The sequence below is a fragment of the Gimesia aquarii genome, from assembly GCF_007748175.1.
GTDB lineage: Bacteria > Planctomycetota > Planctomycetia > Planctomycetales > Planctomycetaceae > Gimesia > Gimesia aquarii_A.
Genome location: NZ_CP037422.1, coordinates 1,436,319 through 1,456,523, shown reverse-complemented (window position 1 = coordinate 1,456,523; position 20,205 = coordinate 1,436,319). Strand labels below are relative to the sequence as shown.

At 42.4% G+C, this 20,205-nt stretch carries 18 protein-coding genes; 7 read left to right on the top strand and 11 right to left on the bottom strand.

Going from position 1 to position 20,205, the window contains the following annotated elements; translation table 11 throughout:
* Positions 1–32 precede the first annotated feature (32 nt).
* Together V202x_RS05900 and V202x_RS05895 are read right to left on the bottom strand one after the other, a co-directional pair.
* Positions 33–254 (bottom strand): hypothetical protein, encoded by a 222-nt coding sequence (locus V202x_RS05900; RefSeq protein ID WP_145172102.1) that lies wholly within the window; start codon positions 252–254, stop codon positions 33–35.
* Between the two features lie 276 nt (positions 255–530).
* On the bottom strand, positions 531–1,157 hold the full coding sequence (locus V202x_RS05895) for a hypothetical protein (RefSeq protein WP_145172100.1): 627 nt from the start codon (positions 1,155–1,157) through the stop codon (positions 531–533).
* A gap of 424 nt (positions 1,158–1,581) precedes the next feature.
* Here V202x_RS05895 and V202x_RS05890 point away from each other — a divergent pair, with 424 nt between their 5' ends.
* On the top strand, positions 1,582–2,127 hold the full coding sequence (locus tag V202x_RS05890) for a sigma-70 family RNA polymerase sigma factor (protein WP_232098871.1): 546 nt from the start codon (positions 1,582–1,584) through the stop codon (positions 2,125–2,127).
* Positions 2,127–3,800, top strand: coding sequence for a FecR domain-containing protein (locus tag V202x_RS05885; protein ID WP_145172098.1), 1,674 nt, complete (start codon positions 2,127–2,129; stop codon positions 3,798–3,800). Before V202x_RS05890 ends, V202x_RS05885 begins: the two co-directional genes overlap by 1 nt.
* Positions 3,801–4,300: 500 nt before the next feature.
* Here V202x_RS05885 and V202x_RS05880 read toward each other — a convergent pair whose 3' ends face one another.
* The 5 genes from V202x_RS05880 to V202x_RS05860 all read right to left on the bottom strand — a co-directional run bounded on the left by V202x_RS05880 (position 4,301) and on the right by V202x_RS05860 (position 10,349).
* Positions 4,301–5,242, bottom strand: a complete 942-nt coding sequence (locus V202x_RS05880; protein WP_145172096.1) for an SPFH domain-containing protein — start codon at positions 5,240–5,242, stop codon at positions 4,301–4,303.
* A gap of 115 nt (positions 5,243–5,357) precedes the next feature.
* Positions 5,358–6,788, bottom strand: coding sequence for a hypothetical protein (locus V202x_RS05875; RefSeq protein WP_145172094.1), 1,431 nt, complete (start codon positions 6,786–6,788; stop codon positions 5,358–5,360).
* Between the two features lie 668 nt (positions 6,789–7,456).
* Positions 7,457–7,651, bottom strand: coding sequence for a hypothetical protein (locus V202x_RS05870; RefSeq protein ID WP_145172091.1), 195 nt, complete (start codon positions 7,649–7,651; stop codon positions 7,457–7,459).
* Positions 7,652–7,711: 60 nt separating this feature from the next.
* Positions 7,712–9,994, bottom strand: coding sequence for a ferrous iron transport protein B (gene feoB / locus V202x_RS05865; protein ID WP_145172089.1), 2,283 nt, complete (start codon positions 9,992–9,994; stop codon positions 7,712–7,714).
* A 76-nt stretch (positions 9,995–10,070) separates the two neighbouring features.
* Positions 10,071–10,349 carry a ferrous iron transport protein A gene (locus V202x_RS05860; RefSeq protein ID WP_145172086.1) on the bottom strand — a complete coding sequence of 93 codons (279 nt, stop codon included), beginning with the start codon at positions 10,347–10,349 and terminating at the stop codon, positions 10,071–10,073.
* Between the two features lie 506 nt (positions 10,350–10,855).
* Between V202x_RS05860 and V202x_RS05855 the strand changes: the two genes are divergently transcribed.
* From V202x_RS05855 to V202x_RS27375, 4 genes are all read left to right on the top strand, one after another.
* Complete coding sequence (locus tag V202x_RS05855; protein ID WP_145172084.1) at positions 10,856–11,794, top strand: DUF1559 domain-containing protein; 939 nt, start codon at positions 10,856–10,858, stop codon at positions 11,792–11,794.
* A 169-nt stretch (positions 11,795–11,963) separates the two neighbouring features.
* Positions 11,964–12,137 (top strand): hypothetical protein, encoded by a 174-nt coding sequence (locus V202x_RS27380; protein WP_197993250.1) that lies wholly within the window; start codon positions 11,964–11,966, stop codon positions 12,135–12,137.
* Positions 12,138–12,709: 572 nt separating this feature from the next.
* Positions 12,710–13,651 (top strand): DUF1559 domain-containing protein, encoded by a 942-nt coding sequence (locus V202x_RS05850; RefSeq protein WP_145172082.1) that lies wholly within the window; start codon positions 12,710–12,712, stop codon positions 13,649–13,651.
* Positions 13,652–13,855: 204 nt separating this feature from the next.
* Complete coding sequence (locus V202x_RS27375; RefSeq protein ID WP_197993249.1) at positions 13,856–14,017, top strand: hypothetical protein; 162 nt, start codon at positions 13,856–13,858, stop codon at positions 14,015–14,017.
* A gap of 269 nt (positions 14,018–14,286) precedes the next feature.
* On the opposite strand, the gene V202x_RS05845 is transcribed toward V202x_RS27375, so the two are convergent.
* The 4 genes from V202x_RS05845 to V202x_RS05830 form a co-directional block, all read right to left on the bottom strand.
* On the bottom strand, positions 14,287–14,679 hold the full coding sequence (locus tag V202x_RS05845) for a hypothetical protein (protein ID WP_144983766.1): 393 nt from the start codon (positions 14,677–14,679) through the stop codon (positions 14,287–14,289).
* Positions 14,680–15,251: 572 nt separating this feature from the next.
* Positions 15,252–16,178, bottom strand: coding sequence for a type II secretion system F family protein (locus V202x_RS05840; RefSeq protein ID WP_144983763.1), 927 nt, complete (start codon positions 16,176–16,178; stop codon positions 15,252–15,254).
* Positions 16,179–16,265: 87 nt separating this feature from the next.
* On the bottom strand, positions 16,266–17,237 hold the full coding sequence (locus tag V202x_RS05835; RefSeq protein ID WP_145172080.1) for a type II secretion system F family protein: 972 nt from the start codon (positions 17,235–17,237) through the stop codon (positions 16,266–16,268).
* Between the two features lie 73 nt (positions 17,238–17,310).
* Positions 17,311–18,618 carry a CpaF family protein gene (locus V202x_RS05830; RefSeq protein WP_144983757.1) on the bottom strand — a complete coding sequence of 436 codons (1,308 nt, stop codon included), beginning with the start codon at positions 18,616–18,618 and terminating at the stop codon, positions 17,311–17,313.
* 448 nt (positions 18,619–19,066) lie between these two features.
* On the opposite strand from V202x_RS05830, the gene V202x_RS05825 reads away from it, so the two are divergent.
* Positions 19,067–20,161: a glycosyltransferase gene (locus V202x_RS05825; RefSeq protein ID WP_145172078.1), complete on the top strand. Its 1,095-nt coding sequence runs from the start codon at positions 19,067–19,069 to the stop codon at positions 20,159–20,161.
* Positions 20,162–20,205: the final 44 nt, after the last annotated feature.

Genomic DNA, 20,205 nt, shown 5'->3' with positions numbered 1-20,205 from the left:
ATGACACTTTTATATAGTCTGAAGTCGCAATCTTAAGGTGAAACAACATCAAACGTGTCACTGCGTAAAATGGTTGTGTCAAAGCCATTACCATTAAACATACGAACGTAATTCCAACGCCTTGCGCCTTTGATTGCAAAGCCCGGAGTTGTCGCCAGTTCAGGCAAACGATAGGCAGAACGGCTCTGAGGACGAGGATAACGCTCTGCAACCTCTGGGGGTAGCTGGTGGCTGTAATATGAACGATTAAACATCCAGCTCTCTGCTTCAGCTTGCTGATTGCCTAAACTAAAACTAACAGCACCTGGTAACATAAGCAGCAAAACGCATTTTGCGACACATCTTCTGATTTTTGATGAAAAATTTAATTTCATAAGTCTTACCTCTTCAGAAGTCATTCAAGATGTTGCTTAAAATCAACAAATTGAATCTGCTTTGAAACGAATGTTGCATCAAAACAACATTCACTCTTCAATCAAAGTGATAAAGAGGTAATACGCAGATAGTATGCCAATCAGACACCAAGCTGATCAATCAAGCGGAATCCCCGCTTCTTTATAGAGCTCTGCTTTTTTCTTGTTATCCTGCAAGACCAGTATGTTTCCCGTTTCATCATCATAGCCATACATTTTGTAAGGAGGGAGCTGAGCAAATTCCACTCGATTTTCCTTCATCATCTTCATGTACTCATCGTAACTAGGAAATTTATCATTGAGCGCTTTGTAAGCTTTTATCGCTTGCTGCATCCCTAAAGTACTGACACGAGACGCCATCGAAAAATAAGCGCTTCCAGCCTGAGTAAAAGGATCAACCCCCTTGATCTTGCCATCGACAACAGAAATCTCTGGATTTTTCAATGCTTTTTTCGCATCAACGACAACAGCTGTTGTCTTATGAATAATACTTTTTTTCGTGTTATTTTGAGGCGCTCCCTGATTCCCCGGTTTTACATTTTGCACAGCCTGTTCGGCCATTCCCCCTTCAGGCATTTCCTGTTTTTGAGCGTCTCCCCCTGCTTCCTGTTGTTTGCCTTGAGCTGCATCTTGCTGTTTTGCTATTTCAGAAGGGTCCTGACATCCTAATGCTGCAAAGATTAGTAGAAAACAAATTAGAACAGCGTTCATACCAATATATATTTTGTCCACTAAATCTTTCATTGGTGATACTCGCAATTAGAGAGAGAAATGAATTTGAAAAACACGATTTGATACTATATTAGAAGCATACATTAACACAAAAAGAGATCGATATCATCAGATTTCTATACTTCGCTGAAAAACGAATCATTCCAACAAAAACACAATATTTTAATTCATGTTTACAAATTAAATTCTTTAAGAAAACACGATTTTCAAATTTATGACATTAGATCTCAGTAACTTTGGAACAATAAATCATAGGCACATGACACTTTTTATTTATAGAAAATAACTCGTATGCATTGTTTATGACAGCAGATTTGGTAACGATTTCCGTTCTTTCCTAAAGTTTGTAGTATTTAATTTTAATGACTGATTCCAGCCATTATAGTAAATACTTGGCAAGCTTTACAGAATTCACTGAACGGAGATACCGGACCTAATGTCGACATTCAACACTTCTTCTGATCAAGATGCTAGAAGAGTGTTTACAGAATTATTGACCAGAGAGAGGTTACGCATTTTTGGGTATATCCGGACTTTAGTTCCCCACAACTCAGATGCAGAAGACGTATATCAACATGTATGTTTGACGCTCTGGAATAAATTCAGTGAATTTGATCAAGAACGAGATTTTTTTTCCTGGGCATGTGGAATCGCTTTTTTTACTGTTTGCAATTTTCGTAGAAGTATTCAACGCGATCGACACTTTTTCAGTCAGGAGCTAATCGAAACAATGTCTGCGGAGCGGCTACGCCATTTAAGCAACCACAACACTCGGCTTGAACTTTTGCAAGACTGCTTCAGCGGTTTAAGTTCAGCTGATCAGGAATTGCTTTTGCAGGCGACATTTGAAAAGCAGTCCATCAAAGAATTTGCAGAGAAAGCTGGTAAAACGGTCCAAACACTTTACAACCGTCTGAGCACACTTAGGCGTGAATTAGCTCAATGTATTTTGAGAAAGCTTAAAAGTGAGGGCCAATCATAATGACTGTTCATGAACTCCCTCCCAATTTTGATCGACTGTTGAATCAACTGATTGACGGTCAAATATCCAAATCAGAATTTGAAGAACTGGAACATTATCTTAGTTCGACTCCTGAAGCGATGCAGACTTACTTTGATTATCTCGATATCCAAACCGGAGTTCAGAAGCGCTACGTTGAAAGATTAAAAGAACTTGACCAAATCTTCACAGACGAGGTCCCTCAAACTAAACCAGCTTCAAAAGCACCTGTTTTTAGACGAAACACGAAACTATTCTCGATGCTCAGTTACCTGGCTGTAGCAACGGCTTCGGTTACACTTATGCTATTTGCAGAAAAGTCTATCACAGGCCGTTTCTTTTGGGAGCCGGCCCCCTCAGTTCCAATTCCCTATCAAGGAGACCCAGCCCCCAGAGACTTACCTTACGTAGCCACTCTCACACGATCAAATGATTGTGTATGGGGCGGTGATACCGAACCTCTTTTCTCTGGACAGCGATTGTTAACAAAAGACCTCTATTTGGAAACAGGAACTGCGGAATTTCGCTTTGATAGTGGAATTCGCTTAGTTCTCAAAGGTCCAACAAAAATCCATATCAATTCAGCAAACTCCGCAATAGTTGATTCAGGAGAGGTCGTTCTACATGGATATGAATCTGCACCGGAATTCGCGTTAACGACTCCCCAAGCCACTTTCTTTGACATCGGTACTGAATATGGAACGAAAGTGGAGGACAACGGAGATACGGAACTGCACGTTTTTCAAGGCTCTGTCAGAGTAGAGCCCTCAAACAAGACCAAAGATTTGATCGTCAATCAAGGGAAAGCGCGGGATATCACAAAAAATAAAGATATTCCTTTAGAGTTGACAAAGTTCCAACGTGAAGTTCCAGGAAAGCCGAAAGACGCAAAGAAGGTCAATCTGGACGAGTTAATTGCTTATGACAGTTTTCATCCCTCAAAAATCATCATTCCAGAAGAGCTTTCCGAATGGCAGCGTGGTGGAATTGGCTGGGAAACCCATTGGCGAAACCATAAAAACTGGTCAGGTCTGGCTGTCGGGAATAGCTATCCTAAAAAGTCACTCGTGCCTAAAGAGCTTTCACCAAACCAATTAGGTTGTGTCGAAATAGAACGTGGAAAGATCGGCTGGCGCACTTTAAAAAAAACAGTTCGGCTCGATATTGACGCAATCTACTACATCAGCTTTTTTATCCAGAAAAGAAAATGGAGTCCTGCTATTGACCGTCAGTATGGAAACATTTCCTTATGGAATTTGGGGAAATCGAACGAAGATCAAAAAAACGCAAAAAAAATATTATTTGGCATCAGTTCGAACAGATTTCCCTCTTTACGTATTCAGACTCAAACAGTTGAGAAAGCGCCACCACTAGAAGATGAAAAACCTTATTTCTTTGTTGGTAAAATTGTGGCGAGTGAAAAATCACCAGACCAGATATTTTTACGCGTTTTTTCTGGAACCGAAAAAATCCCAGAGCAAGAACCACATATTTGGACATGCACCACTGATCCATTTTATGATTCAACAGTATTTGATCATGTTCGGATCTTTGCAGGTAGAAACAGCAAATATCTCTTCGATGAACTCCACATCGGCACAACTTGGGAATCCGTTGTAAATTTTAATGATCCCGATCCTCCAAAAGTGAATTAATTGCGCTCCACCTTCTTCTCATTTTCTTCCGTATATTTCATTCTATTTTGTACTTATGCAAACCCTGAATGAATTACACAGAAAAGTTTTACATAGAGTTTCAATAAAATTTTAATTCGCGACTATCCTTTTATAAGTGGCGTTCCAAAAACTGAATGGAATTATTGTACCGATAATTCTTTTCTGAATATTCCAACATTCTCTGTTTTTTTATAGTAAAATTTTGAATCGAGTAGACAATTTGTTGATAGCAGAGCAATCAGTTACGTCTTCATCGTAATTCTTTTTGTTCATACAATGCTAGTCCCTGAACGGCAGAAGGGGAGATGAGGGTTGGCTCATCTTCCCTTCCTTCATTTTAGCTTTACCTTAACATTTTCAGATCGAATACGTACCAGAGTAAGTCCTAGTCAAATTCTATTCTTTTTCGCGCTTCAGTTGTTGGGAAAAGCAATCCAAAATAGAAATCTGGGATCTCATATCAATCAATGAATCAATCTCTATGAGTGTGAACTTCCTGTATTGACCACGGGCTGAGTATGACGATCGCTGCATAATACAACCAACAAATTAGAGACCAACGCTGACCGATGCTCGTTATCCAATTCGATCACTCTCCGTTCTGCTAGATGGTCTAAAGCCATTTCGACCATTCCCACTGCTCCCTCAACAATTTTAGTTCTGGCTGCCACGACTGCTTGTGCCTGCTGTCGTTGTAACATCGCGGCAGCAATTTCCTGTGCATAAGCAAGATGACTGATACGTGCTTCTATGACCTCAACGCCCGCTTTATCCAGACGTTCCTGAATATCAATCTTTAACTGATCACAGACTTCAGTTGTATTACCGCGTAATGACACTTCATGGTCTTCGCTATCGTAAGGATGACGACTGGCAAGATTACGTAATGCTGCTTCACTTTGAACGGCCACAAAATCTTCATAGTCATCTACTTCGAACATTGCTTCCGCGGTATTGACGACACGCCAGACTACTACCGTGGAAATATCGACCGGATTACCATCTCGGTCATTCACTTTCGAAGGTTTTCCCGCGGAACGGCTTTTGGCCTGAAGAATTTTTCCCGTCGTCGGATCTTTCTGCTCAGGAGTTGAGATTGATCCGGTCTCAAAATTACGAATTCGCAAAGAGATCTTTTGTTTGGAGAAAAACGGATTGACCCAGAAAAAACCAGACCGCGTCACAGACCCTTTATACTCACCAAACAACAATAAAACTCGTGCCTGATTTGGAGCAACCGCCATGCACCCAAACAAACCAATGATACAAGCTGGTACTAAAATGATCGCCAATAAGATTAATGGCACACTTTCAGCAGCGACCGCAGATACGAACAAAAACACAGCCAATAATAACCCGCACAAACAAACAGCCAGCGGATTCCAACCCGATATTGGGTCATATTGTTTCTCTTCAGTCATCACATTTCTCCCTGATTCCGACATGGTTTCTATTTATCGAATATGATTACTTCTAAAAACGTAGCTGTCTGACTTCGAGATCAAATATTTCCCCTCATTTTCACCAACTCCACTATTATTTTTTACCAACAGTTCGAGAAGATTTTAGTCCTGCCTGGTTAACCGTCGAAATTTCATATTTTGCCTTTGAAGAAGCCTCATTAGTCCCATCTAGGAACTCCATCTTCGGTGCTGGATGATCATCAAAAATCGGCTGATCCGAATAATTCCAGGCGTGGAAATGCCCTTCAGGATTCCATCGTTGATTCCGATGACCTTGAACCGTGCCAATGATTTTACCATCGCGATAAATCTGGAAAGCATGAATCCCGCTTTCCAAATCGGCTTCTGCCTGCCATTCGAGTTTCACACCTTTGCCCGGCACACTGCAGACTTTTACGGCTAAAGGTGCGGCAGGAGGTGAGGTATCCGCGATCCGGCCTAACTTTACCAGTTCGTGCCAGGCTGTAGCCACCTTTTTATCGGGTAACCAGGACTGTTGCTTGGAATCAGCGGCCTGATGACTGACGAGTGGTCGAATTGTTTTTGATTTTAGATCGCCAAGCCAACCTGACTGATAATCGAGCTGTTTCAGTTTGGTTGATTTTGAATCGTTTGGTAAACGCTGTTTGAGCATTGAGTCAAAAAAACGAATCGCCAGTAACCTGCTATTACTGTTCTCATGACTCGAACCAGGGTGTTCGGCAACTGACCACTGCGCCTGTTTTTCGCGTGCGACATCAAAAACATGATGTGTACCAATCACTGCTGCATAAAAACGCTCACCAGGCTGATTTTCTTTTTCACCATAACAGAACATCACGGGAACCTGAAAGACAGCAGGGTTACTATCCGGTTTAAGCGGCTGACTACGGGGTAACTCTCGATTGACAGGAGACAATCCTCCCGAACGAGGAAACACGGCAATCACACGTTTCGGATTTCGGTATAGCATATTCATCACCCACAACGCACCACCGGAGTGCCCCCATAAACACCAGGGTGCCTTTGCAATCTCAGGATGATGGCTAAGCTTCCCCAGCTTCTGAAGTGCATAAAAAAAAGCGTGCTCCGAACCATCAGCGGGCATATACCAGGTGCTGCATTCTTCTTCAGGTGCCCAGATTTGAGTTCCTAACAACGCACAATTCCACTTTCTGGCCAAAGCCTGCCACTGCAAATCGTCTGCGTGTTCCAGACCAAACTTTCTGGCACCAGCACCACAACCATGCTGTCGCACTATGACCCCTCGAATCTGTTTGACATGATCGGGAACCCACAATCGGTAGTAGGCATTTTCATAAGCATCCTGTTCACGAGGCGGTATACTCACCTGATAAAGTCGCCCTCGATTTCGTGCAACAGGATTAGCATACTCAGAGTTCTTTTTATCGATTTCATTCTTCGATTTCGATTTATCGGCTGCCTCAATATGACTACTAAAATCAAAACCGCTAGTGAGAAATATGAGTAAGAACAGAATGCTTAAACTGATCCCGGTTTTCATTTACTTACTTTCTATTCAAAAACAACTTCAAAAGAATCATCACTGTTGCCTTATTCACTATCGTATTCTCTTTGATTTCAAAACCAAACGCTCAGAAACGTAGATCTATCGGAAAACAATTGATTAAAAACTCGATTGACAGAATTATGTCTCATCTAATTTTCCTTAAAAACAGGACTCATTTTCAATATTGACTTAGCGAAGTCTCTACTTAAAACTGCGCAATCTGCGTCGCGCGCGTGGGAATATTTTCTTGATAGTGCATCGATTATCCCCTGGTGATTCTATCACTATAAAAACCACTTGAAATTACAAATAAACGAGAAAGTTCCTGATTCGATTCACAATCTACACCATTGATTTGCATAGCTATCAAATCGTTTCACCCGTTTTGAAGCAGCTTTCACTTTACATCGCAGATCCTTGAACTCGCTTTCACACATCGATCACCCCTTGACTGGTTTACGCCCTTCAAGATGATAATTGTCACAATCAGTGAATAGAAATAGACGAACCAACGGGCTCTCTTTCAACGAGTCCGGAATTGAGGCATACCAGAAAAATCACCAGAGCATCACCGATTTTATCCGATATCATCTGCCTAGAAGAGGGGAAAAATTTGCACTTCAAGAGCAGGTCAGCGCTGAGCCTGAGAATTGCAGTCAGGTTTAGTCCGAATGTTTCAGTTGATCCAGCGAAACAAAGTCGGGAGTTTTACTAGTTTCTGAATCACAACCAGTGCAGGAGCCGCCAGCACAGCCAGTCCTTTGTTTGAAAAAACGCACAATACGACGGAGTAGAAAAAAGATGGCTGTCGCTACACAAACCAGGGCTCCCACTAATTGCCAGTCAATCTGATTCATAACCCGGACTGATCCTAAAATTCGAATGGTATTTATGTATGTTACCACTATCAACTTTAGTTAAAACAACATCCCCACCTGATAGGAAATGAATGCTCCCACATAGGCCAGCGTTGTCATATAGGTAAATGAGATTACCGGCCACAGCCAACTGTTGGTTTCTCGCCGAATGACCATCAATGTCGCCGCACACTGGGCACACAAAGCGAAAAAGACCATGATCGAAATCGCGACCGGAACATTAAACACCTTGGTGCCATCAGGCCAGGTCGCAGCACGGATTGAGCCAATCAATCCTTCGTCATCTTCACCAACGTCTCCGCCCAGACTATAAATGGTTCCCAAAGTGGAAATAATCACTTCTCGCGCAGGAAAGGATGCTATTACTCCCACACCTATTTTCCAGTCCCATCCCAGAGGTTTGACTACGGGAGCAATCCAATGCCCTGCCTGACCTAAAAAACTGGATTCCACTAATTGACTGCTCACCAGATTCTGCTGCTCATTCAGCTCAGTCTGCTCTGCTGAAAGTAACTCCTTTTTAGTTTGTAATTCCTTGAGATCCATCTGATCACTTTCATCAGTCGCGGCAATCTCAACTTCAAGCTTTTGAACTTCAGAATCAATCGTTTCGATTCTCTGCTGAATTTTAAATTGCTCGCTATGGTCACCCGGAAAATAGCCAGTAGCCCAAATTATGATTGATGTCAGAAAAATCAAGGTACCAGCTTTAACTACAAATGACTTCGCACGATTATAAACTCGTAAAATCACATTACGAGCAGAAGGCCATTTATAACCCGGTAATTCCATTACAAATGGTGCCACATCCCCTTTAAAACAAACCCGTTTTAAAAACCAGGCTACGGGAATCGCAACCAATGCCCCAATCGATGACATGCCAAACAGAACGAGCCCCTGCAATGTCACCACTGGACTCCCTGCCAGTGACAGGTAGGCAATATTCGGAATGAAAGCAGCGATAAAAAGTGTGTATACAGGCCAACGCGCCGAGCAACTCATTAAAGGTGCCACTAAAATGGTCACCAGTCGTTCGTGTCGATTTTCAATGACGCGCGTTGCCATAATCCCGGGGACCGCACAAGCAAAAGAAGACATCAACGGAATGAACGATTTGCCGCTCAATCCCAGACTTCTCATTAATCGATCCATGATAAATGCTGCGCGCGCCATATAACCACTGTCTTCCAATACTGCGATAAAGAAATACAAAATCACAATCTGTGGAAGAAAAATGAGCACACCTCCCACACCAGCTACCACTCCATCTACAACCAGACTTCTCAATGGACCAGGAGAAATCAACGATTCCACAATTCCCTCTACCATTCCCTGCCCCGCTTCAATCAGATCCATGGCAGGGCCTGCCCAGGTAAAGACAGACTGAAACACAAAAAACATCAACGCGAAAAAAAATAGAAAACCAAATACACGATGGGTTAACCAACGATCAATTCGATCAGAGGTCGTCACTTGATGTTCTTGGGGATGTTTTATAACATCTTTTAATAGCTCTCTGCTCCAACTATAACGCAAGCGCGCTTCCATAGCCGGCACAGCATGGCCAGCCTCTTTCAAACGCGTGCGTGCCTGACGTAAATCATCCATCAGGCCATTATGAGTATGGTGCTCAAAGTACGATTCCACATACCCCCCCACATCAAGCAGTAATCGATCCACCAGAAAATCGGGGGGTATTCCATCTTCATCGGTCTGAAGCTTCTCAGATAACTGTTCGCGCTCGTGGTAAAAGGCATCGGGAAAAAGAGACAAAGGCTGATGTTTCTCTCCAATGCCAATCCGTACTATTTCTGCCTTTAATTCATTGACTCCTTTCCCAGCATGCGCTTCGGTACACAACACAGGTAATTTTAGTTTTTGTGATAAAGCCGTCGCATCAATCTCAATCCCCCGTGAGCGAGCAAGATCACACATGTTGAGAACTAAAACAACGGGAATCGACAAATCAAGAATCTGGCTGAACAAATAAAGATTTCGTTCCAGATTTGATGCATCAGCTATGCAAACAATAGCATCGGGAAGCGGAACCTCTTTTTGTCTTCCCAGCAAAACATCAACTGCCACCATTTCGTCAATAGAGCGAGGTGCCAGACTATAAGTTCCCGGTAAATCAACCAGATCGATGCTCCGGCCGTCCCAGGTAACACTCCCCACTTTCTTCTCCACGGTCACACCAGGAAAATTTCCAATATGAGCATGCCCACCGGAAAGATGATTGAACAGAGTGCTCTTTCCTGTATTGGGGTTACCAATAATGGCAACAGTCATTTTTTTTTGCGTTATTGCAGGAGAGTTAGTCATGAAACTGGAAGCTCTGAAAGCGTCGCTTTCATTCGGAAGGAAACATTACGGCCTGCAAATTCAGAAAGCACTGAAGTTATACGATTTCGACCTCAACACACTTTGCTTCATTCAATCGAAGAGATAAACGGTAGCCACGTACCGCAAACTCCAAAGGATCACCTAAAGGCGCTTTGCCTAAGAGTTGAATCTCCTCGCCATCAATAAGCCCCATCTCCATTAAGCGAATGGAAACAGCATCTTCACCATTGATTTGGGTGATCCGAGCGATCTGGCCTTTGATAATCTGGTTTAGTGTCGTCACAAATACGATCTCAACACAAAAGAAAACAATATAGCGTGTTTTTAAGTGCATTTACTGTGTTATTCCTCTCCACTATAGGCATATTGAGACTCAGTTTCAACTCAGGGGTTACAGAGTCTGACTTCCTCTGAAGCGTTTGATGAAAAACTGAGCCATGATGATCAACTCAATCTCAATTGTTCTAACTACTTTCGATTAAAATACTTATATGGCATGAACAAAATACCATAATTAACATATAAAACAATAATAATTAACCTAATTTGTACCTACATTTATTGCCTTAGAGTCAATTTAACCTAAAATGATCTATATGAATTTACTAGCATTCTTTGTGGTTTCACTAATTAGTACAACACTTTAGCTAAATTAGTTTTCCCACCACTCAAAATCCCAATGTTCGTGTAGCAGGCAAACGAAACTTTCCGCGACTCCCACAAAAATTGAAATCGAAATCCAATTAGTAATATTTCACTAACTCCATTTTCGTTGGTAGAAATATTGATCCATTTTACGTCTTTCTTAAGATCATTTTTTATTTCCAGGAGCTCAAAAATATGGAAAAAATGTTACTCAAAAAGAAGCGTGGTTTCACACTGATCGAATTGCTGGTAGTGATTGCGATTATTGCCATTCTAATTGCATTACTGTTACCGGCCGTTCAACAAGCACGAGAAGCCGCCCGCCGTTCCACTTGCAAAAACAATCTGAAACAGATTGGTCTAGCTTTGCACAATTATCACGATAATTTCAGAGCGTTTCCCCCTGGAGATGTCAGAAGAACCTATCCCTCAGGAGTTCAATCTTGGACGACGAGCCAACTGGGTTGGATTCCTCGGATTCTCCCTTTCCTGGATCAAGCTCCACTTTATAATCAAATCAACTTTGAATTGGAGCACGGTGTCAGTGCCGCCCCTAACAGTAATTTACGAAGAGAAAAACTGCCTTCCGTTCGTTGCCCCAGCGATTCTTCGCGTCAACCTGATGGAAATTATGGCCCCACAAACTATATGGCTTGCAGGGGTAATTCAACAAGTGCTGGTAATAATTCCTCTGGTTCTATTTTCAGCATGAATAGTCTTGTCAGAATTCGTGATATTCAGGACGGCACAACGAATACGATGATGGTTTCGGAAACCTTTGCCAGCGCCCCTATGTGTAGCGAATTACCAGTCAGCAATTCTTGTGCAGCCACTTGCGCTACCGTTTATAACGGTAATACCACAGGCGCGCAGCAAGGTTATTCCTGGATGTGGGGACAACAATATCAAGCACACTATTATGCCACGATTTATACTCCCAATCCCGAAATTCCTGACTGTGGTGCAGGTTCGAATTCGACTAATGCACTCGTTTCGGCTCGCAGTAAGCATGTAGGTGGAGTCCATGTTCTTCTCGCTGATGGGGCGGTCCGATTTGCTTCGGAAAATATTGATCTGACCATTTGGCGAAATTTGGGTGATAACGATGATGGAAATGTCCTCGGTGAATGGTAGGATTCATTCATGGCTCTTAAATATTGAAAACTCCTCGCTACTTATTCTTCGATTCAAGTAGCGAGGTTTCTTTGCTTATCCCTAGTTAGACAGTCATCTCACACTGCAGTCTATTTCAAGATCAATTGCTTGGCCTGTAGCAACTCAAACGAAAATGGAACAACATTCAATGACCAGATTTTTACATTCAATACTGCTTGTAGCCTGTATCATTCCCTTTCAATTTGGCTGTGGTGGGGAAGAAGCTCCCATGACTCCTGAGTCAGCAGAAGATCCAGTAGAACAACTTGATCCCGCAACAGAAGCGGCTGCACAAAAGAAAGCGATGAAAGAAAATCGATAATTTATCAAAATGACCTAGTTGGTCTTACTTCGAATTTGATTACATGAATTAAATTAAGGCCGCGATAGATTGGAGTTGAATCTATCGCGGCCTTAAACTATTACCACAGTAGTTACTTAGAGTAGGTCTCACCTTAATCGAACTCTGATATCTTTTTTTAAAACCGAACAAGCTCTTTTTTAGTTGACTTAATTAAATAAGGGCTTTTGTTATGAGATGGCAATTTCTTATCTATCCTTCTTTATTACACAACACCTCAAAATGTTTTTAGGGTTGAAATATTTCTCCCTTCGGGTAAATTAAAAACACCTATTCTTAATGGTATTTTCATTTATCAATAAAAAATTAATCAATATAAGAAACTATGTATCCATTATCTAAGTATGGTTGTAGTTACTCATAAGTTAATCGAAATCACTTAATGGACTGAAACCAGTCTAATCACTTCAAATTTTATTAAGCAAAATCCCCTTTATTTCGTCAGTGAAAATACTGACAGAAATAGAGGTTCGTTTTATGTCTTAGTCGGTATCTGTTTTTGTTTCTTTATTTTATTTCCGGGAGTTCAAGTTATGGAAAGAATGTTGCTCAAAAGGAAACGCGGCTTCACGCTGATCGAACTGCTGGTAGTGATTGCTATCATCGCTATCTTAATTGCCTTACTGTTGCCAGCAGTTCAACAAGCACGTGAAGCAGCACGTCGTTCCACTTGCAAAAACAATCTCAAGCAGATTGGCTTGGCTTTGCACAATTACCACGACAACTTCAGAACGTTTCCACCGGGAGACGTCAGAAGAACCTATGGTGGAGTTAACTCTTGGACCACCAGTATGCTGGGTTGGATTCCAAGGATCTTGCCATTTCTAGATCAGGCCGTAATCTATAATCAAATTAACTGGGAACTGGAGAGCGGTGTCAGTGCCGCTCCTAACAACAATCTTCGTAGAGAAAAACTGCCTGCTGTTCGTTGTCCGAGTGACTCTTCGCGACAACCCGACGGAAATTATGCCCCTACTAACTATCTTGCATGCAGGGGGCAGGGAGACTCAACTACCGCTAATTTTGATGGTTCTATTTTTGCTCGTAACAGTAATGTCAAGATCCGTGACATCGAAGATGGCACTACGAACACAATGATGGTTTCAGAAACCTTTGCCAGTGCTCCGTTCTGTGATGATCCTTCATCTGGAGGACTTTGCCCAGCTAGTTGTCTGACCAAACCTGGTTATCAAGGTAATGTTAGACAGAGGCAACAAGGGTATTCGTGGTTTTTTGCCCAATACTACGAAGCCAACTATTATGCAACTATTTATGGCCCCAATCATGATGAGCCTGATTGTGGGGCTGGCTCAGGAACTGCTAACGCAATCTTATCAGCACGGAGTAAGCACGTAGGGGGAGTCCATACTCTATTAGCTGATGGATCTGTTCGATTTACTTCAGAAAACATTGATTTGGCTATCTGGCAAAATGTGGGGGATCCCAAAGATGGGAACATCTTGGGTGAATGGTAAAGTCGTCATTGGCGCTTAAAGCGAAAATATTCATCGCCACTTGATTTGTCAGTCAAGTGGCGATGTTTTATAATTTATAAACTCACACTATTGCTACATTTTTTGAGTCTAATGGACTCGAGAATCGAATAATAAAAACAAAATTATAACAAACACTGATGAAATCGAGTTTTTTAATCGAGATAAAACGGAAAAAGATACGCTATGAACAGATTTTTATTTTCCATCTTAATTGTATCCTGTATGACTCCCTTCATGTTTGGCTGTGGTGAAGAAGCGCCAATGACTGAGGGGGATGATACCCAACAGGTAGATGAAGTAACAGAGGAAGAAGCAGAAAAACAGGCTAAAAAGAACGTGCAGTGACTTTAAGAGCTTCGCATAATCTTTCATTATCACGTTTTGGTATCTTAATCGTTCAGAGCAAGATCAAACTATAATTTAAAGACAGAAGTCATGCTAGGTTGGCACCAACAGTTTATATATCTAAGAATCGATAGTACGTTTCTCTCTACCACTTTTAGAATAGATAAGCTGATGTTTTAAACGCTCTCTCAATTCTTAACTCTCTAAACTTTTGCTACTCAGGCTGTAACAAAAAGAAAAACTTACGGTGTAAGAATGACTGAAGAGAATTACCAAATCTCTTTCAAGTTCGCATCATAAGCCTGAATTCGGCGACCTGGTTCAAATTCTTCTGGTGATTCAGCCAGGACGCGTACCCAGACCTGATGCCCTTCATAAGTCGCTTCAATCGAAATATGTGGGCCGAGCTGATCGTCATAATCAACGGGTAAAGCCTGCCAGTACAAAGCACGAACTTCTTCAAAATATTCACCCAGTTTGAGAATATCGAAACAGAACTTGGAAGGTGCCAAAACACCATCCCATTCACCGCCTACAATCTCTGTGTTCGAAGCAAACAGAGTAACTTCCCATTCGTTACGGCTTGCATTATGAAAGAAATGACAACCAATCGGCGCAAGTACATCGACATCATACATCAAAGAGGCGACTTGATTAGCCATCGAACTAAGCCAGTTTGGAGGGGCGGGCATCTGAAATTGTCGATCTAGAAAATTGGACAGTGAATTTTATATGTGCCTTATTACTGTTTGTCAAAAAAACAATGCCTCTGAACCATATTCAAGTAACGCTAAACTTTGAATACAATTCGCAGATGATGTTCAATCGACACTAAGATCGCAGAACCTTGCTATTATTCGTCATCTCAAGGCCCGCGTATGACATTTAAGAAAAAGAGATCTAATGGGACGAAGATCGGACTCACGACATGAGCATGATATATTTGTACCCCACTTAAATATCTAATGTAATTCAATTTAACGCAAAATAAGTGCCAAACACCCTTTGGAAAAGAGATTCGGGATTGAGACTATTTGATACCTGCAAAATGACTCAAAAGCAGACATTGAGGGTAAATATTACCAATTTACAATGAGGATTGTTCTTCTATTTCTAAGGATCTCCAAAATGTAAACATCAACTGTAAAGAAAATAAAACACCTTTGATCATCGAAATGTTCAAAGGTGTTAACAAAGCTGTTTGATGAATTTGCAGTTAAAAATAACTTCAGAGCTAGTTCGCAAGTAAACCGTTAATCATCATGATGGCAGCAGGACCGACCAGGACGACAAAAATTCCCGGAAAAATGAACAGGACCAGAGGAAAGATCATCTTCACTGCAGTCATCGCGGCCTGCTCTTCTGCCATCTGGCTACGTTTCACACGCATGCTGTCAGATTGGACTCTCAACGCCTGAGCAATTGATGAACCAAACTTGTCTGCCTGAATCAAGATGGCGGCCAGAGCACGCATGTCATCGACGCCACTACGAATACCCAAGTCATGCAACACTTCACGTCGTGGTCGCCCCATCTGTAATTGCAGATTACACAAAGCAAATTCACTACACACATCCGGGGCCGTTTCTTCCAGTTCTTCAGAAACCCGCCTCATGGCAGCATCAAGCCCCAGCCCCGCTTCGACACATACGACAAGCAAGTCTAATGCATCAGGTAAAGACAAGAAAATACGTGAGATTCGAGAACTTGCTAAAAAACGTAAGACCAGTTCGGGTAGATAAAAACCAATACCACCGCCAATAACCAATGCAGTCCAACCATTTTGGGCAAATCCAAAACGATAAAATCCATAACTTGAGCCCAGCAACAATCCTAGTAATCCTAGAGCGACTTTTAATGAAAGATAGATCGAGGACGCATTCTCCGAATTGTATCCGGCATTTGCTAACCTCACTTTTAATTTGTTTTCTTCCAGTTCTGATTTGGGCGTCAATGCTTTGGAAAGTGTGGGCGCTGCCTTTTCCAATAGTGTACTGGCGGACTGAGCGGCGTCTGGGTTATTGCGTAAGTGCGGATTGCGTAACTCGTCCAGTCTCTCCGTAGTACGCGATTGATCTGAGTTCAGTTTGTTGATCAATGCGATACCACCGACAATCACCATCCCAAAGATCGCCCACGGTAATAGTTGAACAAAATCCATAATTCACTCTCCCACGCTCAGCCAACGTTTTTGGCTCTCATTTTCAAATAGTAAAAAGTTGATCCGGTAATTCTGATGTGCTTTCAATCAAATCTTGATATTAATAATCTTCTTGATCCAGAGGGCTCCCAGAACCTGAAGAACAATTCCACCGGCTATCATTTTACGCCCTAATTCATCGGTAAAGAGCAACATGACATAATCCGGGTTCAGATAGTAAACCGCAAAAAACAGAGCAATTGGTAGAGCCATCAAAACAACTCCACTGATTCGACCTTCCCCGGTCAATGCTTGAACCTGTCCCATAATTTTGAAACGCTGCCGAATAATGTGACCAATTTTGTCCAGAATTTCAGCAAGGTCTCCCCCTGCCTGTCGTTGAATCACAACGGCGGTCACAAAAAATTTCAAGTCGAGGTTAGGCATTCGTTTGAGCATACTCTTCAACGCCTCATCGATGGGAATACCCAGATTCTGTTCTTCATACGCCATCGCAAATTCCGTTGCGATCGGAGGCGGCATTTCCTGTACGACGACACTCAATCCCGACGCCAGACTATGTCCAGATCGCAGCGCGCGACCTACCAGTTCCAAGGCATCGGGAAGCTGCTGTGCAAATTTTTTGAATCGTCGATTTCGGCAAAACAATAGCCACATAAAAGGGAGTCCCCCTGTCGCTAAAGCAGCTACAGGACAAAACGGCACAGGTGCATTCGTAAACCAGGCTAATGCAAACCCTAATCCGGCAGCCACCCCTGTCATTAAAAGAAAAGTGTCTGCTTTAAACGGAGCCTCTGCCTGCTCCAGTAACAGTTTCAGATTGCCGAACTTCTCGAAAAACAGCGCAACTCGATCTGAAACACTGGTGATACCACCTTTGACAATTTCGTCTTTCAACAACGAGGCTGTTTCATCTGCTGTCTTTTTTTTACCCGTAATCACCGCTAAACGATCTTCCGCTTTACTAGACGAAAAATCCTTAAATACGAATATAACAGCTCCCACGAAAGCCATCATACCCAAAAATGCAGCGATTGAGATGATAAGTGTTTGATCCATCTCTGGTTACCTTTATCGTTTGAAGATCTATTTTTTTCCGATTTTGTATTCTTCTCTAACCAAACTGAAAACGTTAGCCCTGTAAAACACGATTTGCAAACAGATTTGAAGGCAGGCGAACGCCCGCAGCTTCCAGCCGATCCATGAAGGCCGGACGAACCCCGGTCGCTTCAAAGTGACCATAGGCTCTGCCTTCTTCATCAATGCCATCTTGAATGAACAGGAAAATATCCTGCATAATGACAGTGTCTTGTTCCATATTCAGTACCTCAGTCACATGAGTCACTTTACGAGGTCCCCCTTGCAAGCGATTGACCTGAATAATCAAATCAACGGCTGCTGCAAATTGTTGTCGGAGGGCTTTGAGCGGTAATTCAACTCCCCCCATTGTGATCATTGTTTCCAAACGGGAAACACCATCACGAGGAGAGTTGGCGTGAATCGTAGTCAAAGAACCTTCGTGACCAGTATTCATCGCCTGGAGCATGTCCAATGATTCAGGGCCACGACATTCCCCAATGATGATTCGGTCGGGACGCATACGCAGGGCATTCTTTACAAGATCCGTCGCTGTGATTTGCCCTTTCCCTTCAATGTTGGGTGGACGTGTTTCCAATCGCAATACATGCTCTTGTTGTAATTGAAGCTCGGCTGCATCTTCAATCGTAATGACACGGTGATCAGCCTGAATAAAGCTGGATAATGTATTTAAGAGTGTTGTTTTACCGGAACCGGTACCACCACTGATGATGGTATTAATCCGAGCCTTAATGATACCTTCCAGTAGCATTGCGATTTCCGGCGTGAAGGCACCAAATCTCAACAGATCTTCCAGCCCCAATGGATTCGATCCAAACTTACGAATCGTTAACGAAGGTCCATCCAGCGCCAGCGGAGGAATCACGGCATTAAGTCGAGATCCGTCGGGTAAGCGGGCATCTACCAGAGGAGAAGTTTCATCGACACGCCGTCCCACTTTGGAAACAATACGATCAAGAATTTGCAGCAGATGCTGATTGTCCCGGAAAACAACATTCGAACGTTGAATACGACCACATTTTTCGACAAAAACATGCTTGGGACCATTGATCATGATATCTGCGATATCTTGATCTTTAAGCAGCAATTCCAATGGACCAAAGCCAAAAGTTTCGTCCAGAATTTCCTCGATCAAACGCTCACGTTCCGATCGGTTGAGAAGGGGATTTTCGGTATCACACAAATGTTCGATCACCAGACGAATTTCACGCCTGAGCGAATCACCTTCCAGATCTCCAACGCGGGTCAAATCGAGCTTTTCAACCAACTTACCATGAATAAGTCGTTTGAGATCATCAAAAGCCATATTGGAATCAACTTGAGAAAGGCCAGAACCAGCCATATTCACTCTACTCCTTCAACTGATATATTTTATTGATCATCACGCATGCTTACCGGCACTTTGACCATCAGCACCATATTTTCAGCCCGCCCATTTCCATGTAGTTTTTCAGTACAAATCTAGGTCACAAAACTACCTGAAGTCGTCAGAAGTATGAAAATGATGCAAAAAAACAGCATAGTTTGACTATTGAAAGCAAAAAAGTTGCGTGAATCATGAGGAACTTATTGATCTCTCACAATCTGCGGAAAGTAGTGGTTGAAACTATCACGATTCGGGGAAATCACTGGATTACTGAAAAAGGATGCTTTTCATCACTACAAGCTAGATTTTGAATACAGTCACAGGTGAGAATCGTTCTACTGCTTCTGTCGAAAGAGAACCTAACTGAATCTCCGCATCTAAACGCCAACCGTTATAATCGCAACAATCCTGAAAAGTTAGAACATTGCCTCAATTATCGATTATCGTGCCCACCTATTGTGAAGCCGAAAATTTGGCTAACCTGATCCCGCGTATTACTCAGGTCTTGAACGACTCTGCAATTTCTGCAGAAATCATAGTAGTCCATGATCAAAGTCCAGATGGCATAGCAGATCTCTGTCAAACGCTGTCACAATCATCGCCCCTTCATCTGATCACCCGTGAAAATGAACGGGGCCTCTCAACTGCAGTCATCGCTGGCATGGATGCAGCGTCGGCAGAGATTCTGATGGTAATGGACGCCGATCTATCACACCCACCAGAAACAATTCCGGAACTGTACTTTGCCTTGAAAAACCAACAGGCAGATTTTGTGATTGGCAGCCGCTATGTGAACGGTGGTTCGACAGACGAAACCTGGGGTTGGTTCAGAAAGTTTAATTCAAAAATTGCAACTTGGATGGCACGTCCCTTCACAACAGTGAAAGATCCGATGGCAGGCTTTTTTGCGTTACATCGTCAAGATTTTTTGAATGCACGCGAAATTCTTAACCCCGTGGGCTACAAAATCGGCTTGGAATTAATGGTGAAATGTCGTTGCCGCAACATCATTGAAATTCCTATCCACTTTACAGATCGTACTCAGGGAAGCAGCAAACTCTCGTTCAAAGAGCAAATCAATTACCTGAAACATCTCAAACGTCTGTTTGAATTTAAATACAGAAACTATGCTTACTTTGCACAATTTGCTGTCATTGGATGCTCGGGAGTCGTCGTAAATTTAATGGCACTATCCCTGCTCTTGAATTGGCTTAATCGACCGGTGGCAATTGCAGTTGCGATTTGGATTTCGATGAGCACTAATTTCCTGCTCAATCGCAATATTACATTTTCGTATGCGCGATACGCTCCCATTCTCAAGCAGTATCTCGGTTACTGCAGTAGTTGTCTATTAGGTGCTTTCTTCAACTGGCTCACGACAATGGTATTATGTAGTTCAATTACCTATTTCGAGAAAAGGACTTTGCTGGCAGCATTAATTGGAATCGTGGTGGGTATGACATTCAATTTTATTCTCTGCCGCTATTTTGTTTTTTCAAAGCACAAAACAGCCAGTTGAAGTCAAAAAACAGTTTGATGCCGAAATGCTGGACATTCCAGTGA

Bases quoted from the DNA above. Each gene is read 5' to 3' on its own strand.
- V202x_RS05900 (WP_145172102.1), bottom strand. From the start codon at position 254: ATGTTTAATCGTTCATATTACAGCCACCAGCTACCCCCAGAGGTTGCA.
- V202x_RS05895 (WP_145172100.1), bottom strand. From the start codon at position 1,157: ATGAAAGATTTAGTGGACAAAATATATATTGGTATGAACGCTGTTCTA.
- V202x_RS05890 (WP_232098871.1), top strand. From the start codon at position 1,582: ATGTCGACATTCAACACTTCTTCTGATCAAGATGCTAGAAGAGTGTTT.
- V202x_RS05885 (WP_145172098.1), top strand. From the start codon at position 2,127: ATGACTGTTCATGAACTCCCTCCCAATTTTGATCGACTGTTGAATCAA.
- V202x_RS05880 (WP_145172096.1), bottom strand. From the start codon at position 5,242: ATGACTGAAGAGAAACAATATGACCCAATATCGGGTTGGAATCCGCTG.
- V202x_RS05875 (WP_145172094.1), bottom strand. From the start codon at position 6,788: ATGAAAACCGGGATCAGTTTAAGCATTCTGTTCTTACTCATATTTCTC.
- V202x_RS05870 (WP_145172091.1), bottom strand. From the start codon at position 7,651: ATGAATCAGATTGACTGGCAATTAGTGGGAGCCCTGGTTTGTGTAGCG.
- feoB (WP_145172089.1), bottom strand. From the start codon at position 9,994: ATGACTAACTCTCCTGCAATAACGCAAAAAAAAATGACTGTTGCCATT.
- V202x_RS05860 (WP_145172086.1), bottom strand. From the start codon at position 10,349: ATGCACTTAAAAACACGCTATATTGTTTTCTTTTGTGTTGAGATCGTA.
- V202x_RS05855 (WP_145172084.1), top strand. From the start codon at position 10,856: ATGGAAAAAATGTTACTCAAAAAGAAGCGTGGTTTCACACTGATCGAA.
- V202x_RS27380 (WP_197993250.1), top strand. From the start codon at position 11,964: ATGACCAGATTTTTACATTCAATACTGCTTGTAGCCTGTATCATTCCC.
- V202x_RS05850 (WP_145172082.1), top strand. From the start codon at position 12,710: ATGGAAAGAATGTTGCTCAAAAGGAAACGCGGCTTCACGCTGATCGAA.
- V202x_RS27375 (WP_197993249.1), top strand. From the start codon at position 13,856: ATGAACAGATTTTTATTTTCCATCTTAATTGTATCCTGTATGACTCCC.
- V202x_RS05845 (WP_144983766.1), bottom strand. From the start codon at position 14,679: ATGGCTAATCAAGTCGCCTCTTTGATGTATGATGTCGATGTACTTGCG.
- V202x_RS05840 (WP_144983763.1), bottom strand. From the start codon at position 16,178: ATGGATTTTGTTCAACTATTACCGTGGGCGATCTTTGGGATGGTGATT.
- V202x_RS05835 (WP_145172080.1), bottom strand. From the start codon at position 17,237: ATGGATCAAACACTTATCATCTCAATCGCTGCATTTTTGGGTATGATG.
- V202x_RS05830 (WP_144983757.1), bottom strand. From the start codon at position 18,618: ATGGCTGGTTCTGGCCTTTCTCAAGTTGATTCCAATATGGCTTTTGAT.